13 protein-coding genes are annotated in these 19,414 nt (G+C 71.9%); 12 read left to right on the top strand and 1 reads right to left on the bottom strand.

Annotation, left to right across the window (positions count from 1 at the left end):
- The first annotated feature begins 2 nt into the window (after window positions 1–2).
- The 7 genes from M2266_RS14275 (at window position 3) to M2266_RS14245 (ending at window position 12,876) form a co-directional block, all read left to right on the top strand.
- Entirely contained in the window at window positions 3–2,642 is a 2,640-nt protein-coding gene (locus tag M2266_RS14275) for an SUKH-4 family immunity protein (protein WP_277438536.1), read from the top strand.
- Between the two features lie 185 nt (window positions 2,643–2,827).
- Window positions 2,828–3,751 carry a cellulose-binding protein gene (locus tag M2266_RS14270; protein ID WP_277438535.1) on the top strand — a complete coding sequence of 308 codons (924 nt, stop codon included), beginning with the start codon at window positions 2,828–2,830 and terminating at the stop codon, window positions 3,749–3,751.
- 408 nt (window positions 3,752–4,159) lie between these two features.
- The gene (locus M2266_RS14265) at window positions 4,160–4,951 is read left to right on the top strand and encodes an ABC transporter ATP-binding protein (RefSeq protein ID WP_277438534.1); all 792 of its coding nucleotides are present in this window, start codon (window positions 4,160–4,162) and stop codon (window positions 4,949–4,951) included.
- Window positions 4,948–7,515 carry an ABC transporter permease gene (locus M2266_RS14260; protein WP_277438533.1) on the top strand — a complete coding sequence of 856 codons (2,568 nt, stop codon included), beginning with the start codon at window positions 4,948–4,950 and terminating at the stop codon, window positions 7,513–7,515. Before M2266_RS14265 ends, M2266_RS14260 begins: the two co-directional genes overlap by 4 nt.
- A 195-nt stretch (window positions 7,516–7,710) precedes the next feature.
- Complete coding sequence (gene mfd, locus M2266_RS14255; protein WP_277438532.1) at window positions 7,711–11,271, top strand: transcription-repair coupling factor; 3,561 nt, start codon at window positions 7,711–7,713, stop codon at window positions 11,269–11,271.
- Between the two features lie 144 nt (window positions 11,272–11,415).
- Window positions 11,416–12,381: a glycosyltransferase family 2 protein gene (locus tag M2266_RS14250; RefSeq protein WP_277438531.1), complete on the top strand. Its 966-nt coding sequence runs from the start codon at window positions 11,416–11,418 to the stop codon at window positions 12,379–12,381.
- 51 nt (window positions 12,382–12,432) lie between these two features.
- Window positions 12,433–12,876, top strand: a complete 444-nt coding sequence (locus tag M2266_RS14245; RefSeq protein ID WP_277438530.1) for a GtrA family protein — start codon at window positions 12,433–12,435, stop codon at window positions 12,874–12,876.
- On the opposite strand, the gene M2266_RS14240 is transcribed toward M2266_RS14245, so the two are convergent.
- Window positions 12,857–14,281, bottom strand: a complete 1,425-nt coding sequence (locus M2266_RS14240; RefSeq protein ID WP_277441200.1) for a DUF2079 domain-containing protein — start codon at window positions 14,279–14,281, stop codon at window positions 12,857–12,859. The two genes, M2266_RS14245 and M2266_RS14240, sit on opposite strands and share 20 nt — an antisense overlap.
- Before the next feature lie 304 nt (window positions 14,282–14,585).
- Between M2266_RS14240 and M2266_RS14235 the strand changes: the two genes are divergently transcribed.
- The 5 genes from M2266_RS14235 (at window position 14,586) to M2266_RS14215 (ending at window position 19,394) form a co-directional block, all read left to right on the top strand.
- Complete coding sequence (locus M2266_RS14235) at window positions 14,586–15,242, top strand: hypothetical protein (protein WP_277438529.1); 657 nt, start codon at window positions 14,586–14,588, stop codon at window positions 15,240–15,242.
- Window positions 15,239–16,777: a serine/threonine-protein kinase gene (locus M2266_RS14230; protein WP_277438528.1), complete on the top strand. Its 1,539-nt coding sequence runs from the start codon at window positions 15,239–15,241 to the stop codon at window positions 16,775–16,777. The genes M2266_RS14235 and M2266_RS14230 overlap by 4 nt, the downstream gene beginning before the upstream one ends.
- Window positions 16,778–16,845: 68 nt before the next feature.
- Window positions 16,846–17,559, top strand: a complete 714-nt coding sequence (locus M2266_RS14225; protein WP_277438527.1) for an HNH endonuclease family protein — start codon at window positions 16,846–16,848, stop codon at window positions 17,557–17,559.
- Window positions 17,560–17,702: 143 nt separating this feature from the next.
- Window positions 17,703–18,344, top strand: a complete 642-nt coding sequence (locus tag M2266_RS14220) for a SurA N-terminal domain-containing protein (protein WP_277438526.1) — start codon at window positions 17,703–17,705, stop codon at window positions 18,342–18,344.
- Between the two features lie 78 nt (window positions 18,345–18,422).
- Window positions 18,423–19,394 carry a nucleoside triphosphate pyrophosphohydrolase gene (locus tag M2266_RS14215; RefSeq protein WP_277441199.1) on the top strand — a complete coding sequence of 324 codons (972 nt, stop codon included), beginning with the start codon at window positions 18,423–18,425 and terminating at the stop codon, window positions 19,392–19,394.
- Window positions 19,395–19,414: the final 20 nt, after the last annotated feature.

Genomic DNA, 19,414 nt, shown 5'->3' with positions numbered 1-19,414 from the left:
GAATGGTCACTTTCGCGCAGGCGCAGGAGCGCGCCGAGCGGTGGATCAACGGTGACGTCCCGGCGTACCAGGCCCGCGAGGTGCGGGTGCGGGAGTTCGACCTGGGCTTCGTCGCCTGGTCCGAGCCCCGCGAGGACGGTCCGTCGAGCGACGACGGACAGGTGCGGCTGGTCATCGCGCGGGACAGCGGAGAGGCCACCTTGTGGCCGGGTCTGCCGGTCGGCGAGGTCATCCGCCGCTACGAGGAGGAGTACGGCGCGGTGCCGAACGACACCCCGCCGCCCCCGCCCCAGCGGCTCGACCTGGAGGCGACGTCCTTCCTGATCAGCCCGCCGCAGTGGCTGCAGGACGCGGCGGACAAGATGGGCATCCCGGACCGCCGCCCCGGCGCGGCCCCGGCCGGCTCGGACACGCCGGCCCCCGCGCCGATACCGGTGCCCTCCCAGGCGTCGGCCGAGGTCTCCTCCGAGGCCTGGTCGGGTCGTACCACCAGCGCGCCGGACGACTCCGTGTCCGTCCCCATCCCCGCCACGGTCTTCGCCCCGCCGATTTCCGACTCCGACGAGGCGTACACCCCGCCGCCGTCGGCCGGTGCCGAGGCCAAGACCGAACTGATGCCGCAGGGCAGCTCGCTGCCCGCGACGATGATCGCCCCGCCGGACGGCGCCGGCTTCCCGATCGGGCCCCCCGCTTCGGGTCCCGGCGGTCCCGGCCGGCCCCCGGGCCCCGGTTACGGCGGCCCCGGCCTGCCGCCGCCGTCAGGTCCCGGCGTGGCCCTGCCGCCGCCGTCAGGACCGGGGGTGGCGCTGCCGCCGCCCGCGGGTCTCGCGACTCCGGGCGCCCCTGGTGGTCCCGGCGCTCCCGGCCGCGGCGCCGCGGACATCGCCGACGCCGAGACCGCGAAGGCGACGCGCGGCAGCGTGCCGTCCGCGGGCCCCGTACGGCGCAGCCCGGACGCCCCGCCTCCGCCCCACGCCCCCAGCGGGCCGGGTGCTCCCGGTGCTCCGGACGGCGGGGGATACCTCCCGACGCAGCTCGTGCCCGCGCGCAACCCCAACGACCCGGGCCCGGCCACTCCCGCGGCGCCCGGCGCCCCGGGCGCTCCCGGCAACCCGCCGTCGTCCGGCGGCGTGAACTACGCGGCGACGATGCTGGCGGGACCTGGCGTCGGTGGTCCTGGTGGCCCCGGTGGTCCTGGTGGTCCTGGTGGTCCGCCGCCGCCTCCCGGGCCGATCGGTGGCCCGGGTCCTGGTGGTCCGCCGCCCCCGCCCGGAGGGGTGGGCGGCGGTCGCGGCGCGCCTCCCGCGCCTCCGGCCGCCGGTTCCCCGGGCGGCGTGAACTACGCGGCGACGATGCTGGCCGGCCCCGGTGTCGGCGGTCCTGGTGGCCCTGGTGGTCCGCCGCCGCCTCCCGGGCCGATCGGCGGTTCGGGTCCTGGTGGTCCGCCGCCCCCGCCCGGATCGATCGGCGGCGGTCGGGGCACGCCGCCGCCCCCGCCGGGACCCGGCGGGCCCGGCGGCGGTGCCCACTACGCCGCGACGATGCTGGCCGGCCCGAACCCCGGTGGCCCCGGTGGTCCCGGCCTGCCGCCGCCCCCGCCCGGAGGCATGGCGCCGCCGCCCGGCGGCTACGGATACCCGCAGCCGCCGGCCGGCGTGCCGACGGTCGGCCCCGGCTACATGGCCGTGCTGAGCTACCGCGCGCACGACGGTTCGCAGCAGCAGCTCATCCGCCGCTCGGCGCCGGGCACCCCGCACCCGGAGTGGCAGATCCTGCACGAGCTGCGGGCGCTCAACGTGCCGCCGCAGCAGGTGCTGGAGCTGCACACGGAGCTGGAGGCGTGCGATCTGCCGGGCGGCTACTGCGCCCGGATGATCCGCGAGACCTGGCCGCAGGTGCGGATCAGCCACACGGCCCCGTACGGCCGGGAGCACGCCTCGCGCCAGCAGGGCGTCCAGCACCTGCTGACGCACCAGGGCGAGCTGCACCAGGTCGCGGCGGCGCCGGCGCGCCCGCAGCCGCAGCGGGTGCCGATGCCGGACCCGAACCAGGTCCAGCGGGTACCGCCGATCCCGCTCGAGGGGATCGGGCACGAGCTGGCGCAGGCGTTCGGGCCGCAGGGCCTGTTCCGGTTCGACCAGCGCGCGGTCTCCCGCCAGGGTGTGCCGGACATCGTCGCCCAGACCCTGATGTGGGCCGGGCTGCCGGTCGACTTCGGCCCCTTCTTCTGGGCGCAGGCCCAGCCGGGCCGCCCGGTGCCCACCCTCGCCGAGCTGGCGCAGGAGCGCGGGGTGCAGCCGGCTTCGGACGCGGGCTCGTACCTGGTCATGGGCAACGACTTCGGGCGCCAGCTGTGCGTGCAGTACGGGACCGCGCACATCGTCGCCGTGCCGCTCGAGGGCGGTCCCGGCGGGCAGCCGGTGCCGCCGCAGTTCGTCAACTCCAGCCTGCCGGAGTTCGCCCGCTGCCTCGCCCTGCTCGGGCGGATGTGGCGGCTGCGGATCGGCCTCACCCCCGACCAGGCCGGCCGTTGGACGGTCGACTTCCAGGCGCAGCTGGCGGCGCAGGACCCGGCCGCCATCGCCTCGCCCGACAACTGGTGGGCCGTGCTGATCGAGCAGATGTGGGACGGCCTCCTCTGACGTTCCCCGCAGTGTCCTGATTCCCGGGCGGCCCGGGTCCGGTTCTTCCGGACCCGGGCCGCCGCGCTATGTACCGGCGATGGGTTGGGTAGGGGTATGTCGGAGTGTCGCGGCATACACAATTCGGACATAACGATGAAAATGAAGTGCAGGGCACGGTTCGGAAGGACGGCGAGGGGCAGCGCATGAGCAGCACGGCAACACCTCACGGCTTCGACACCGTCCGCGGGCGCGGTTACCGGGTGGAACAGGTCGAACGCTTCCTCGAGGAACTCTCCGAGGACCGCGACGCGGCCTGGGAGCGGGCCGCCCGGCTCACCGTCCTCGCGAACGAGATGGACACCGAGGTCCGGGCGCTGCGGGAACACGTCGAGGCGCTGGGCCCGGCGAGTTACGAGACGCTCGGCGAGGGCGCGCGGGAGCTGCTGCGCCTCGTCCAGGAAGAGGCCGCGGCGGTTAGGGAGCGCGCCGAGAACGAGATCCAGTACGCCCGCGACGCCGCGGAGACCGCCCGGCGAGCCTTGCAGGACGAGGCCAGGGCGGCCGCCGCCGAGCGGCGCGCCGTGGCGGAGGACCAGGCCAACCGGGTGCTCGACGAGGCACGCGGCCGCGCCGGCGAGGCCCTCGCGGAGGCGCAGGCCGCGGCCGGCCTGGTGCGCGGGGAAGCCGAGCAGGCGCTGGAGGGGGCGCGGCAGGACACCGCGCGCACCCTCGCCGAGGCCGACAAGGGCCGGCGCGAGCGGATGGACGCCTTCGAGCACGAGATGGCCGAGCGCGAGGCCGGCGTCGACAGCCGGATCGGCGAGCTCACCGGCTACGCGGAACGCCGCCTGGAGGAGGCACGGACGGCGCGCGCGGAGGCCGAGGAGTTCGCGCGGCACGAGCAGGAGGACGCCGAGGCCCGGGCGGCCGCCCTGCTCGCGGACGCCAGGATGCGGGACGAGCGCATCCGGCGCGAGAGCGAGCGGGAACTGCGCGAGCACGAGGAGCGCCGCGAGGAGATCCGCGCCCACCTCGCGCACGTCCGCAGCAGCCTCGCGGCCCTCACCGGCCGCCCGCTGCCCGACGACGACCCCTCCGTCCCGGAACCGGGCCAGGCCCCGGAGTAGCGGACGGGCCCGCTCCGCGGCGGTGCGTGTACACCGCACCATTGCTTGCCCAACCGGCGCAGCGGCGCCCGCAGGCGGTGGCGTTTCCGCAGGTAGGACAGGGTTCTCGCCCCTCGCGTGACGATTCGGCGCGGCATCGACCCCGAGGCCGCGAGGGGTTTGATGTCAGCGACCCTTAGGGGAAAGTACGCACTTCCGCCTACTCGATGTTCGTACTGGCGGAGGACGTTCGGGAGCCGGGCGCTCCATAGGGTCGTCAGTGGGACGTGGTGGGGCTAACCCCACCGGCAAGACGGAGACCTGCCCCATCGCCACGACCCCAGGCCGACCAGCATTCTGATAACGCGGGACAGGGGCCACAAGGTTCCGGGGCGTCCCGGTGAATCCACGAGATTTCAGGAGATAGCAGTGACAACGGCTGTAACGATTCCCAAGTCCGGGGGCAGCGGAGAGCGTTCGGCTGTTGCCGCCCGTGCACGGCAGGTCACCAAGTCCTACGGGACCACCGAGGAGACTCGGGTGGTCGCGCTGGACGCCGTGGACGTCGACATCGCCCGCAGCGGTTTCACTGCGATCATGGGCCCGTCCGGTTCGGGCAAGTCCACCCTGATGCACTGCCTGGCCGGTCTCGACACCGTCACCAGCGGACAGATCTGGGTCGGTGACACCGAGATCACCAAGCTGAAGGACAAGAAGCTCACCCAGCTCCGCCGGGACCAGATCGGCTTCATATTCCAGGCGTTCAACCTGCTCCCGACGCTCAACGCGGTCGAGAACATCACGCTGCCGATGGACATCGCGGGCCGCAAGCCCGACCGCGAGTGGCTGAACCGCGTCATCGAGACCGTCGGCCTGGCCGGCCGCCTCAAGCACCGACCGAACCAGCTCTCGGGTGGCCAGCAGCAGCGTGTCGCGGTCGCCCGCGCCCTCGCCGCCCGCCCCGAGATCATCTTCGGTGACGAACCGACCGGAAACCTGGACTCGCGCGCCGGCGCCGAGGTGCTGGGCTTCCTGCGCCGCTCGGTCGACGAGCTCGGCCAGACGATCGTCATCGTGACCCACGACCCGGTCGCCGCCTCGTACGCGGACCGCGTCATCTACCTGGCCGACGGCCGCATCGTCGACGACATGGCGAACCCGACGGCCGACTCCGTTCTCGAGCGCATGAAGTCCTTCGACGCCCGTGGGAGGGTGTCGTGACCGTCTTCAAGACATCGATGCGCAACTTCGTCGCGCACAAGGGCCGCATGGTGCTCAGCGCCGTCGCCGTGCTCCTGTCGGTGGCGTTCGTCTGCGGCACGCTCGTCTTCACCGACACGATGACCGCGACCTTCGACAAGCTCTTCGCCTCCACTGCGTCGGACGTGTCGGTCAGCGCGAAGAAGGTCGACGACGCGCAGGAGACGGGCAAGCCGGAGACCGTGCCGGCCTCGATGCTGGCGAAGCTGCAGCGGACGCCCGGGGTGCAGCAGGTCGAGGCCCAGGTGGTCAGCGACAAGATCACCGTCGTCAACAGCAAGAACGAGAGCGTCGGCTCCAAGACCGGTGCGCCCACCATCGCCATCAACTGGGACGAGCGCGACAGCAAGAAGTCGGTGGAGCTCACCTCCGGCCACCTGCCGCGCGGCCCCAGCGAAGCGTTGCTCGATGCCGACACCGCCGACAAGAAGAGCCTGAAGATCGGCGACTCGCTCCGGATCATCGCCACCCCGGGCGACTTCAGCACCCGGATCGTCGGCATCGTGACCTTCAAGACCACCAACCCCGGTGCGGCGATCGTCTATCTCGACACCCCGACCGCGCAGACCAAGCTGCTCGGCGCCACGGACGCGTACACCGAATTCGGCCTGACGGCCAAGAGCGGCGTCAGCGACGACCAGCTCAAGAAGGACGTCACCGCCGCCGTCGGCACCGGCTACAAGATCCAGACGGCCGCCGAGTCCAACGCCGAGGCCAAGGACGACATCGGTTCGTTCCTGAACCCGATGAAGTACATCATGCTCGGTTTCGCCTTCGTCTCGGTGATCGTCGGCGTCTTCCTCATCATCAACACCTTCTCGATGCTGGTCGCCCAGCGGACCCGCGAGATCGGCCTGATGCGGGCCATCGGCTCCAGCCGCAAGCAGATCAACCAGTCGGTGCTCTTCGAGGCACTGCTGCTCGGTGTGCTCGGCTCGGTCCTCGGCATCGGAGGCGGCATCGGACTCGCCGTCCTGCTGATGAAGCTCATGGGCAAGCTCGGCATGCACCTCGACACCTCCGAGCTGACCATCAAGGTCGCGACCCCGATCATCGGCCTGTCGATCGGCGTCATCGTCACCGTGCTGGCCGCCCTGCTGCCCGCCTGGCGGGCCGGCAAGATCTCGCCGATGGCCGCCATGCGGGACGCCGGGACGCCGGCGGACGGCAAGGCCGGCAAGGTCCGCGCCACCATCGGTGCGCTGATGGTCCTGGCCGGCGCCGCGGCCCTGGTCGCGGCGGGCAAGGCGGACAAGGCGTCCCAGGGCTCCTCGTTCCTCGGCTTCGGCGTTCTCCTGACGCTGATCGGGTTCGTGATCGTCGGTCCGCTGCTTGCGAGTGTGCTCGTCCGCGCCCTCAGCACCGTCTCGCTGCGGTTCTTCGGTCCGGTCGGCCGCCTCGCGGAGCGCAACGCGCTGCGCAACCCGCGCCGTACCGGCGCCACGGCCTCGGCGCTGATGATCGGCCTCGCGCTGGTCGCCGGGCTGTCGGTGGTCGGCACGTCCATGGTGGCCTCGGCCACCGACCAGCTCGACAAGTCGGTCGGCGCGGACTTCATCCTGCAGACCGACAACCAGCAGCCGCTCAGCCCCGCACTGACCAAGGCCATCCACTCGGCCGGTCACCTGGAGCACGTGACCGACTACACGGGCACCAACGCCAAGCTGACGACCCCGGACGGCAAGGTGTCCGCCAAGCAGCTGACGGCCGCCAGTCCCACGTACGCGCAGGACCTGCGCGTCGAGGCCGTCCAGGGCAAGCTGTCCGACGCCTACGGCGACAACTCGATGTCGGTCAACGAAGGCTTCGCCAAGGACCACGGCATCACGTTGGGCAGCGAGCTGACTGTCGCCTTCGTCGGCGGCGAGACCGGGAAGCTGAAGGTCGCCGCGATCACGTCGGACGACACCACGTTCGACAAGGGCGCGATGTACACGAACATCGCCACGGCGAAGCGGTTCCTGCCGGCCGGCAAGTTCCCGCCCAACCAGATCATGTTCGCCAAGGCCGTCAACGGCCAGGCGAAGGAGGCCGCGGCCTCCCTGAAGGAAGCCGTCAAGGGCTACCCGCAGCTGACCGTCCGCGACCAGTCGGACTACAAGGAGCTCATCAAGGGCCAGGTCAACCAGCTGCTCTACATGATCTACGGCCTGCTCGGCCTCGCGATCGTCGTCGCCATCCTCGGCGTCGTGAACACGCTGGCCCTGTCGGTGGTCGAGCGGACCCGTGAGATCGGCCTGATGCGGGCGATCGGGATGTCGCGGCGCCAGCTGCGGCGGATGGTCCGCCTGGAGTCCGTGGTCATCGCCCTCTTCGGCGCCCTGGTCGGTCTCGGCCTGGGCATGGGCTGGGGCATCTCAGCCCAGCGACTGATGGCCACGGTGGGCTTCGGAGTCCTGGAGATCCCGTGGGGGACGATCATCGTCGTCTTCATCGGATCGGCCTTCGTCGGCCTCGTGGCCGCGCTGGTCCCCGCCTTCCGGGCGGGCCGGATGAACGTGCTCAAGGCCATCGCCACCGACTAGCACTAGCTAGGCAGTCTCCCCACTGCCTCTGAGGCGGCCCCGGAACGCAACCCCCCGCGTTCCGGGGCCGCCGTTTGTCACACCTCGATGCACGGGCGGCGGTTGTCAGTGGGTCGTCGTACGCTGGACGCACCCCGGCCCGTTTTGACGTGTCGGGTCGTTCGCGTTGTCCAGCCCTGGGACGGAAACCCCTTCATGAGTCTGAACGGTCTGCTCGACGTCGTCGTGAACGATCCGGCTCTTGCCGAAGCGGTCAAGGCCGGCACCGACGGCAATCGCCCGTACGTCGACCTGGTGGGACCGCCCGCCGCCCGGCCGGTCGTGCTGGCGGCGCTCGCCGCCCGCACCGGCCGCGTGGTCCTGGCGGTGACGGCCACCGGCCGCGAGAGCGAGGACCTGGTGGCGGCGCTGCGCTCGCTGCTGCCGCCGGACTCCGTCGTGGAGTACCCGGCCTGGGAGACGCTGCCGCACGAGCGGCTGTCGCCGCGCTCCGACACCGTCGGCCGGCGGCTCGCCGTGCTGCGCAGGCTCGCGCACCCGCGGGCGGACGACCCGACGGCCGGGCCCGTGAAGGTCGTCGTCGCACCGATCCGGTCGGTGCTGCAGCCGCAGGTCAAGGGGTTGGGCGAGCTGGAGCCCGTGGCGCTGCGCAGCGGGCAGAGCGCGGATCTGGGCGAGGTCGTGGACGGGCTGGCGGCCGCCGCGTACGCGCGGGTGGAGCTGGTGGAGAAGCGCGGCGAGTTCGCGGTGCGCGGCGGGATCCTGGACGTCTTCCCGCCGACCGAGGAGCACCCGCTGCGGGTGGAGTTCTGGGGCGACGACGTCGAGGAGATCCGGTACTTCAAGGTCGCCGACCAGCGGTCCCTGGAGATCGCCGAACACGGGCTGTGGGCCCCGCCGTGCCGGGAGCTGCTGCTCACCGACGAGGTGCGGGCGCGCGCGGCCGAGCTGGCGGTCCAGCACCCCGAGCTGAACGAACTGCTCGACAAGATCGCCGAGGGCATCGCCGTCGAGGGCATGGAATCGCTGGCCCCGGTCCTGGTGGACGACATGGAGCTGCTGCTGGACGTGCTGCCGGCCGGGAGCATGACGGTCGTCTGCGACCCGGAGCGGGTCAGGACGCGCGCCGCCGACCTGGTCGCCACGTCGCAGGAGTTCCTGGAGGCGTCCTGGGCGGCCTCCGCCGGCGGCGGGGTGGCGCCGGTCGACCTGGGCGCGGCCTCGCTGTGGTCGATCGCCGACGTGCGGGACCACGCCCGCGAGCTGGGGACGCCGTGGTGGTCGATCAGCCAGTTCGCGTCGGGAGAGGGCAAACATTCCGCCGCCGACGACGCGGACGCCGACGAGGACACCCTGCAGCTGGGCATGCACGCGCCCGAGCTGTACCGGGGCGACACCGCCCGCGCGCTCGCCGACACCAAGGGCTGGCTGGCCGACGGCTGGCGCGCGGTCTACGTCACCGAGGGCCACGGCCCGGCCGCCCGCATCGTCGAGGTGCTGGGCGGTGAGGGCATCGCCGCTCGCCTGGACATGGACCTGGCCGACCTGGAGCCGTCCGTCGTCCACGTGTCGACCGGCTGCATCGAGCACGGCTTCATCGACGCGCGGCTCAAGCTGGCCGTGCTGACGGAGTCCGACCTCACCGGGCAGAAGTCCTCCACCAAGGACATGGGGCGGATGCCGTCGCGGCGCCGCAAGACCATCGACCCGCTGACCCTGCAGCCCGGCGACTACATCGTGCACGAGCAGCACGGCGTGGGCCGCTACGTCGAGATGGTGCAGCGCACCGTCCAGGGCGCCACGCGGGAGTACCTGCTGGTCGAGTACGCGCCTGCGAAGCGGGGTCAGCCCGGCGACCGGCTCTTCGTGCCGACCGACCAGCTGGAGCAGATCACCAAGTACGTCGGCGGCGAGGCCCCGACGCTGCACCGGCTCGGCGGCGCCGACTGGACGAAGACCAAGGCGCGCGCGAAGAAGGCGGTCAAGGAGATCGCCGCCGACCTGATCAAGCTCTACTCGGCGCGGATGGCGGCCCCCGGCTACACGTTCGGGCCCGACACCCCCTGGCAGCGCGAGCTGGAGGACGCCTTCCCGTACGTGGAGACGCCCGACCAGCTGACCACCATCGCCGAGGTCAAGGAGGACATGGAGAAGTCGGTCCCGATGGACCGGCTGATCTGCGGCGACGTCGGCTACGGCAAGACCGAGATCGCGGTCCGCGCGGCCTTCAAGGCCGTCCAGGACAGCAAGCAGGTCGCGGTGCTGGTCCCGACGACGCTGCTGGTGCAGCAGCACTTCACGACGTTCTCCGAGCGGTACGCGCAGTTCCCCGTCGTGGTGAAGGCGCTGTCGCGCTTCCAGTCCGACAGCGAGGCCAAGGCCGTGCTGGAGGGGCTGCGCGACGGCTCGGTCGACGTTGTCATCGGCACCCACCGGCTCTTCTCGTCCGAGACGAAGTTCAAGGACCTGGGCCTGGTCATCGTCGACGAGGAGCAGCGCTTCGGCGTCGAGCACAAGGAGCAGCTGAAGAAGCTGCGGGCCAACGTGGACGTGCTGACGATGTCCGCCACCCCCATCCCCCGCACGCTGGAGATGGCGGTCACCGGCATCCGCGAGATGTCGACGATCACCACCCCGCCGGAGGAGCGGCACCCGGTGCTGACCTTCGTCGGGCCGTACGAGGAGAAGCAGATCGGCGCCGCGGTCCGCCGTGAACTGCTGCGCGAGGGCCAGGTCTTCTACATCCACAACCGGGTCGAGTCGATCGACCGGGCGGCGGCGCGGCTGCGCGAGATCGTGCCGGAGGCGCGGATCGCCACCGCGCACGGGCAGATGGGCGAGAGCGCGCTGGAGCAGGTCGTCGTCGACTTCTGGGAGAAGCGTTTCGACGTGCTGGTCTCCACCACGATCGTCGAGTCCGGCATCGACATCTCCAACGCCAACACGCTCATCGTCGAGCGCGGCGACAACTTCGGCCTCTCGCAGCTGCACCAGTTGCGCGGCCGCGTCGGCCGGTCGCGCGAGCGCGGCTACGCCTACTTCCTGTACCCGCCGGAGAAGCCGCTCACCGAGACCGCGCACGAGCGGCTGGCGACCATCGCGCAGCACACCGAGATGGGCGCGGGCATGTACGTGGCGATGAAGGACCTGGAGATCCGCGGCGCGGGCAACCTGCTCGGCGGCGAACAGTCCGGGCACATCGCGGGCGTCGGTTTCGACCTCTACATCCGGATGGTCGGCGAGGCGGTCGCGGACTACCGCTCGGCCCTGGACGGCGCCGGCGAGCCCGAGGAGACGCTGCTCGACGTCAAGATCGAGCTGCCGGTGGACGCGCACGTCCCGCACGACTACGCGCCCGGGGAGCGGCTGCGCCTGCAGGCGTACCGCGCCATCGCCGCCGCCAACAGCCACGAGGACATCACCGCGGTCCGCGAGGAGCTGACCGACCGGTACGGCAAGCTGCCGGAGCCGGTGGAGAACCTGCTGCTGGTGGCGGGGCTGCGGCTGCTCGCCCGCAAGGTCGGGGTCAGCGACATCACCCTGGTGGGCAGCAACGTCCGTTTCGGTCCCGTCGAGTTGCGCGAGTCGCAGGAGCTGCGGCTGAACCGGCTCTACCCGCGCACGGTCATGAAGGGCACGGCCCGTCAGGTCCTGGTGCCGCGCCCGACCACCGGCAAGATCGGCGGCACGCCCGTCGTCGGCCGGGAACTGCTGCTCTGGACGTCGGAGTTCCTGACCACGATCCTCGACAACTGACCCGCCGCACGGCACGGGCCCCGCGGGGCCCGTGCCGTGCGTCACGTGGCGTTCAGATCGCCGTCATGTGGCCCTCGTGCGCCGGCCGCGCGGGGGTCGTGTACCGCAGGCAGCATCTCCGTGTATCCCACGGAAAGTGAACCCATGCGCCTGTCCGTTGTCGTTCCCTGTTACAACGAGGAATCCGGTGTAGAGCTTTTCGACGCGAAGATCCGGGAGACCCTCGACCTCCTGCCCGTCGAGTACGAGCTCTGCTACGTGGACGACGGCAGCTCGGACGCCACGCTCGAACGCCTGCGGGCCCTGGCGGAGAGGCACCCGGGCAGCACCCGGTACGTCTCGTTCAGCCGGAACTTCGGCAAGGAGGCCGGCATGCTCGCCGGGCTCCGCGAGGCCACCGGCGACGCAGTCGTGCTGATGGACGCCGATCTGCAGCATCCGCCGGAGCTGATCGTGCGGATGCTGGAGCTGTTCAGCCGCGGCCACGACCAGGTGATCGCGCGCCGCACCCGCGAGGGTGACAGGTTCGTCCGCAGCACCGTGAGCCGGCTGTACTACCGGATGGTCAACAAGTGGGTCGACGTCGAACTGACCGACGGCGTCGGCGACTTCCGGCTGCTCTCCCGGCGGGCCGTCGACGCGCTGCTGTCGATGCCGGAGTACAACCGCTTCTCCAAGGGGCTCTTCTCCTGGATCGGTTTCGACACCGTCACCTTCGACTACCGCAACGCCGCCCGCGCCGCCGGGGAGACCAAGTGGCGGTTCGGGGCGCTGCTCAACTACGGGATCGACGGGCTGATCTCGTTCAACAACCGCCCGCTGCGGGCGGGGATCCACCTCGGCCTGGCGCTGGCCGGCCTGGCCGGGCTGTACGCCGCCTGGGTCACCGTCGCCGCGGTGGTCGGCGGGGTGACCGCGCCCGGCTACGTGACGCTGATCGTCGCCATCGTCGGGCTTGGCGGGCTGCAGATGATGATGCTGGGGCTGATGGGCGAGTACATCGGCCGCATCTACTACGAGTCCAAGCGCCGGCCGCACTTCCCTCGTGAAGGAGACCAACGTGCCGCCGTCCGCCTTCAGCGGCCCGGACCACCAGCGGGTCGCGGGTGACGCCGTGCTGGTGGAGCCGACCGCGCCGTCGGCGGCGGAGGGCCGGCGCTGATGTCCGTGCGGCTCTTCCAGGTGGTGCGCTTCGGCCTGGTGGGCGTGGTGAACACCGGCACCTTCTACGGCTGCTACCTGCTCCTGCACGGCTGGATGCCCTACTACCCGGCGTATGTCGTGGCGTTCGTGCTGAGCATGGTCGGCTCGTTCTTCCTCAACACGTACTTCACCTACCGGACCCGGCCGACCTGGCGGAAGTTCCTGTTCTTCCCGCTGACCAACCTGACGAACTTCACCGTCACCTCGGTGGGTATGTACGTCCTGGTGGAGTGGTGCGGCGTGGGGGAGAAGCCCGCCCCGCTGATCGCGGCGGCCGCCGCGATCCCCGTCACGTTCGTCCTCTCGCGGCGGATCCTGCTCAACCGCGAGCATGCGTCCCCCGCCGGGGAGGCCGCCCAGGAGCCCGCCCCCCTCGCCCCGGCTACGCGCGACGCAGGATGACGTAGCCCTCGCCGTTGGCGATCTCCGTGTAGGTCGCCGTCGGGTGGAGCTGGTGGGCGTAGGTCACCGGGTCCGGGACCCAGCCGTCCCCGTTGTCGATCGCGATGTAGTCGGGGACGACGGTCTTGGCCCCGCCCACCCAGTACACGGTGCAGCGGTTGACGAGTCGGCTGATCGGCCCGACGTTGGCCTCGACGCTCGCCCCGTCCGGGATCTGCCGCAACAGCTTCTCGACGGCCCGCACGTGCGCGCCCGGCTGGTACGTGGCGGTGTGCGTGAGGTCCGCCAGCGGGAGCGTGGTGCTCAGCGCCAGGGCCGCGGCGGCCGCGGCGGCCGGCACCTGCGAGGCGTAGGAGCGCAGCCAGCCCCGCGGGCTGTCGCGCGACTCGTTGACCGCGTCGACGAGGGCGAGGAGGACGACGGGCATCAGCACGGCGCTGTAGTGCCAGTCCAGGCCCCAGTAGTGGTCGTCGTGGGAGACGAAGCGCCAGCCGATGGTGGGCAGCGCCGCGATCAGCAGCGGGGAGCGCAACGCCAGCAGGCCACTGGTCGGCAGCAGAATCCACAGCAGGGTGCGCAGCGCGGTGTCCGGCGGGATGTGCCCGGTGACCGGGGCGCCGCTGCCGCCGAGCTTGTTCCAGTAGTCGTAGCCGCCGCTGTTGTTGAACGCGGGGATGAGGACGCCGAAGGCGATGGCGGCGAAGGCGATGCCGAAGCCGATCAGCCAGATCGCGTACGACGCGGCGCGCGGATCGTCGCGCCGGGCGCGCAGCAGCACGACGACGCCGATGGCGGCGACCGTGGCGCCCATGTCCTCCTTGACGAGGATCAGCGGCAGCGCCCACCACATCGCGGTCGTCCACCGCTTGCGCAGTACGGCCTCCAGCGAGAACGCGAGCATCGGCATGGCGAAGGCGATCTCGTGGAAGTCGAACTCGACGGCCCGCTGCACTCCCCAGGACAGCCCGTAGGCGACCCCGACGGCCAGCCCCCGGCCGCGGCCGAGGAAGTGCGCGCCGACCCGGGTGACCGGGACGATGGAGAGCGCGAAGAGGGCGGCCTGCACCACGAGGAGGGTGATGGGCGAGGGGAAGACCCGGTAGAAGGGTGCGACCAGGGCGGTGATGGGGCTGAAGTGGTCGCCGAGGATGTTGGTCCCGGGCCCCTTGAGGTCGGCGACCGGCGCCTGGAGGTGCGCGTAGGACTTGATCGCCTGCTCGAAGATCCCGAGGTCCCAGGACATCGTCGCCATCCGCCGGAACCGGCACACCGACAGGGCGGCGTACGCGACGAAGAGCGCGCCGGCCAGCCAGTACGGGTCGAGCGCGGGGCGCAGGAGGCGGCGCACGCCGGTGCTGGGACCGGCGCTGTTCCCGTGCTGGGCGGGGATGGCCGCAGTAGCCATGTCCATGCTGCGTTCCTTTCGCACGGGAAGACGCGCGGCACCCGCTGCTGGTGCACGCCCGCCACGAAAAGATACGTGAGTCGCGCCGGGACGTGGTTCCGCCGGTGTTCCGCCGGTCTCCTACCGGGCTTCCTCCGGTGTTCCGCCGATGGCCGCAACCACGCGCGTCGCGGTATGCGTCGCTCCCGGTGACGGAGGCCGGACGGGCGGGACGGGGCCGAATTGTTGCGGCATCCCCGGACCGCTGGTCCGCCGCTGCCGATACGCTCGCTCTCCCAGCCGAGACTTTTGTTCAGGAGCAGCCATGAACGGCCCAGGCATCGTGCCGCCCCCGCCGAACGACGGCGCACGGACCGGGTTGCGCGTCGTGTTCGTGCTGCTCGCGGTGATGTCGTGCGGGATGCTCGCCTGGACGCCGCTGCTGCGCATCGCGCTGCTGCGCCGGCGCAACGCCGTGGACTGGGTGCTGTGCGGCGCGAGCTTCATCCTCACCGTCGTGCTGGTGATACTCCTCGGCGGTGGGGGCGACAGCGGTGACAGCGGCAACGACAACAGCCCGCGCGACAACGCGGTGGTCTCCATCCTGGTGATCCAGGCCATCGTGGTGGCGGTGTACTACCTGGTCTCCGACATCCGGCACTTCCGTGCGGTGGACGCGCAGGCGGCGTCCCGTGCGTACGGGCAGCAGGGGCGGCCGCAGTTCCCCTACGGCGCCGCGCTGACGCAGCACCAGACGCAGCTGCCCTCCGCACGTACCGGCTACAACCCGTACCGCGACACCCCCACGCCGGGTCCCGCGCGGACGCCGATCCCCACTCCCGTCCCGACCCCGATCCCGACGCCCATCCCCACCCCGGATCCTGCCGCGACCCCCTCCGTGACCCCCGCGCCGCGCATCGACCAGGTCCGCGCCGAGCTGGACGAGCTGAGTGACTACCTCCGCAAGGAGGAGGGCAGATGAACGGCCGGCTCGTCGCCGGGCGGTATGAGCTGGCCACCGTCCTCGGCCAGGGCGGCATGGGCCAGGTCTGGACGGCGTACGACCGCCGGCTGGACCGCCGGGTCGCGGTGAAGCTGCTGCGCCCCGACAAGGTCGCGGGCGGCGAGAACGTCGCCGAGCTGCGCCAGCGCTTCGACCGTGAGTGCCGGGTCACGGCCCAGGTCGACCACCCCGGCCTGGTCACCGTCCATGACGCGGGGACCGACGGCGACGAGCTGTACCTCGTCATGCAGCACGTCGAGGGCCAGGACCTCGCGGGCCACCTCGCGCAGCACGACCCCTACCCGTGGCCCTGGGCGGTGGCGGTCGCCGCGCAACTGTGCGCGGCGCTCTCCGCCGTCCACGCGGTGCCGATCGTGCACCGGGACCTGAAGCCGAGCAACGTGATGGTCCGTCCTGACGGCACCGTCGTCGTGCTCGACCTCGGCGTCGCGTCCGTCATGGACACCGACACCACCCGCCTCACCCACACCGGCACCCCGATCGGCAGCCCCGCGTACATGGCCCCGGAACAGGCGATGGGCGGCGCCGTCGGGCCGCGCACCGACCTGTACGCGCTCGGCGTCGTGCTGCACGAACTGCTCAGCGGCAACGTGCCGTTCCACGGCTCCACCGCGCTGGGCGTCCTGCACCGCCACCTCTACGAGGCGCCCGTCGCGCTCCGCCGGCTGCGGCCCGAGGTGCCGGAGGCGCTGGAGTCCCTCGTCCTGCGGCTGCTCGGCAAGGACCCCCAGGACCGGCCGGCCGACGCGCAGCGCGTCTACGGCGAACTGGCGTCGCTGCTCCCGGCCACCGGAACCGCGCAGCGCGTGTCGGGACCGATGGACCCCACCCGCCCCTTCCTGCGCCCGCACGCCCCCTGGCCCGACCGGCCCGGCGCCGACTCCGGGTCCGAGGCGGCCCAGGTGCCGGCCATGCCGTCGACGCCTCCGGCGGGGCCGGACATCGCCGCCGCGGTCGACGAGGTCCGACGGCTCCTCGACGCGGGCCGCATCACGCAGGCCGTCGACATACTCGGCGGCGTGCTGCCCGCCGCCGCGGCGAAGCACGGCGAGCACTCACCGATCCTGCGCATGCTGCGCAAGCAGTACGCCGCCACGCTCATGGAGGACGGCCAGTACCGCCGCGCGTTCCCGGAACTGCGCCGTCTGGCGGACGAGTTCGCGAGCCAGAGCGGTCCCGGCGACCGCCAGGTCCTGCAGTTCCGCTACGAGGCGGCGCAGTGCCTCGAACAGCTCGGTGAGGCGGGCGCCGCACTCGGCGAATACCGCACCCTCCTGCCGTACTTCGAGCAGTACGCGGCCACCGATCCGGTGCTCCCGCTGGAGATCCGCCGCCGGATCGGCAACCTCCTGCTCTCCGTCGGAGATCGCGCGACCGCCCGGGAGGTGCTCGGACGGCTCCTCTACGACGCCGACCGCGTGCACGGGCCGCACCACCCGTTCTGCGCCGAGTTGCGCCGCACCCTGGCATGGCTGGGTCAAGTGCGGGCATGAGGCGAGCAGATGGGCGGTCCGACCGGGCCGCCTGCTGGGCCGGGCATACGACGCCATAGGGTGCGAACATGTTCAAACGCGGGGCACGGGCACCACACCTCTTCATCTGCGGGCTGGCGGTCGTCGGACTGCTCGGCGCGGCCGGCTGCAAGGCCGACACCGGGAGCGGGTCCTCCGGCAACGGCAACGGACCCGCCAAGAGCGCTCCCGGGGGCAGCGCGCTGGCCGCGGTCGACTCGCTGACCGTCAAGGGGCGTGCGCCGAAGACCGGTTACACGCGCGAGAAGTTCGGCAAGTCCTGGGTCGACACCGACCACAATGGCTGCGGGACGCGCGACGACATACTGAAGCGCGACCTCACCGCAGAAACGTTCCGCGCGGAGAAGGGCGGCGACTGCGTCGTCACCTCGGGCAAGCTCGACGACCCGTACACCGGGCAGCAGCTCACCTACACCCGGGGCAAGAGCACGATCGACATCGACCACGCGGTCGCGCTCTCGGACGCCTGGCAGAAGGGCGCCGGGCAGTGGGCCACCGACAAGCGGGTGCAGTTCGCCAACGACCCGATGAACCTGATCGCCGCCGACGCGTCCGCCAACCGCTCCAAGGGGGACGGTGACGCCGCGACCTGGCTGCCGCCGAACAAGGGGTACCGCTGCGCCTACGTGGCGCGGCAGGTCGCGGTGAAGAAGAAGTACGGGGTATGGGTCACCGCGGCGGAGAAGGACGCGATGCGCAAGCAGCTGAACACCTGCCCGACGGAGAAGCTGCCGACGAGCTGAGCCGGAACCCCGAGCGAGCCGGGTCTGAACCCCGAACGGCGGCCCCAGTTCGGCGGAGTGCTGGATATCGGGGCGGTCCGCTCCATATCCTCGATCTTCGCAAGGTCGAAGCACCGCCGCTCGATCCCATGCCGGGAGGCACCATGGTCCGCCGACGCACCGCCGTCTCGCTCGCCGCCGCCGCACTCGTGGCGATGACCCCTGTGATCAGCGCGTGCGGCACCCCGCACGCGGGGGCCGCCGCCGTGGTGGAGAACGAGACGATCTCCGTCTCGGACCTCCAGTCGAGGGTCAACGCGGTCCGCACCGCGCAGGAGAAGTCGCCCCAGTCGGCGGCCCTGATCGAGGGAAGCAGTGATCTGACCAGCCAGACCCTCGGCACCATGGTGGTGACACGGCTGCTGGACCGCGTCGCCAAGGATGCGGGGGTCACCGTCACCCGCTCCGACGTCGGCCAGATGCGGACGGCGATGGAGACCCAGGCCGGAGGACCGGACGCGCTGGCGCCGGCGCTGCTGGAGAAGTACAACGTCGCGCCCTCGGACATCGACGCCTTCTGCCGGTTGCAGATCCAGGCGGGCAAGATCATCACCAGCCTCGGCGTCCAACCGGGCAGCGACGGCGGGAACGCGGCACTGAACCAGCTGCTCGCCAAGACCGCCAAGACGATGCGCATCGACGTGAACCCCCGCTACGGCACCTGGGACGCGCAGAACGCCCGTCTCGGCGCCACGCAGGAGCCCTGGCTCGCCCGGGCCGAGGTGGCCCCCGTCCGAGGAGCGTGACGCGGGCGGTCCGCCGGTGCCGGGGACGCCGTCGGTCCCGGGCACGGGGCGGGGTAGGTTCGTGCGGTGGAAGACTCGATGACCCCCGCCGCCGGCCGCCTCGTACTGCTCACCACCAGTCACCGGGTGGCCCCCGGCCTGCTGTCGTGGCCCGCGTGGGAACTGCTGCGCGGGGCCGACCAGGTCATCTGCGCGGACCCCGGGCATCCGCAGCTCCCGTATCTGCGGGAGGCCGGCGTGCGCGTCGTGCATGCCGCACCGACCGGGCGCGAGCTGGTGGACGCCACCGCCGGTGAGCGGACCGTCGTCTATCTTCCGGCCGCCGCCGGCGACCCCGCGGTCACCGACGAACTGGCCCGCCTCGGCGGCTCCGGACGGGTCGCGATGCCGGACCTGGAGCTGCTGCCCGGCTCGTACGACCTGCCGGGCGCCCGGCTCCTCGACCTCGTGCAGGTCATGGACCGGATCCGCGAGGAGTGCCCGTGGACCCGCGAGCGGACCCACACGGACCTGGCCAAGTACGGCATCGAGGAGATGTACGAACTGGTCGAGGCGATCGAGGACGGCGACCGCGAGTCGTTGCGCGAGGAGCTCGGGGACGTCCTGCTGCAGGTCGTCTTCCACTCCCGGATCGCCGAGGAGGACGCGGAAGAGCCGTTCTCGATCGACGACGTCGCCGGCACGATCGTCGACAAGCTCATCCACCGGCATCCGCACGTCTTCGGTGACGAGGTCGCCGAGACGCCCGAGGCCGTCCAGCAGAACTGGGTCCGGCTCAAGGGGATAGAGAAGCAGCGCGCCTCGGTGACGGACGGGATCCCGGTCGGGCAACCGGCGCTCGCGCTGGCCGCACAGCTGAGCGGGCGGGCGCGCAGGGCCGGCCTGCCGGTCCCGGACGCCGCCGGCGTCGCGCTGCCGGCGGACGGGACGGCGCTGGGCGACCTGCTGCTGGCGCTGGCCGCCGCGGCCACTGCCGCCGGGCTCGACGCGGAGTCCGCGCTGCGGGCCGCCGCCCGCCGCTACCGCGACGTCCTGCGCGCGGCCGAGTAGCCAAACCCCTGGCCCGGGGG

Source organism: Streptomyces sp. SPB162 (assembly GCF_029504575.1).
In the GTDB taxonomy this organism is placed as follows: domain Bacteria; phylum Actinomycetota; class Actinomycetes; order Streptomycetales; family Streptomycetaceae; genus Actinacidiphila.
The sequence above is the reverse complement of the archived record's forward strand: the minus strand, read 5'-3'. Positions and strand labels throughout refer to the sequence as shown.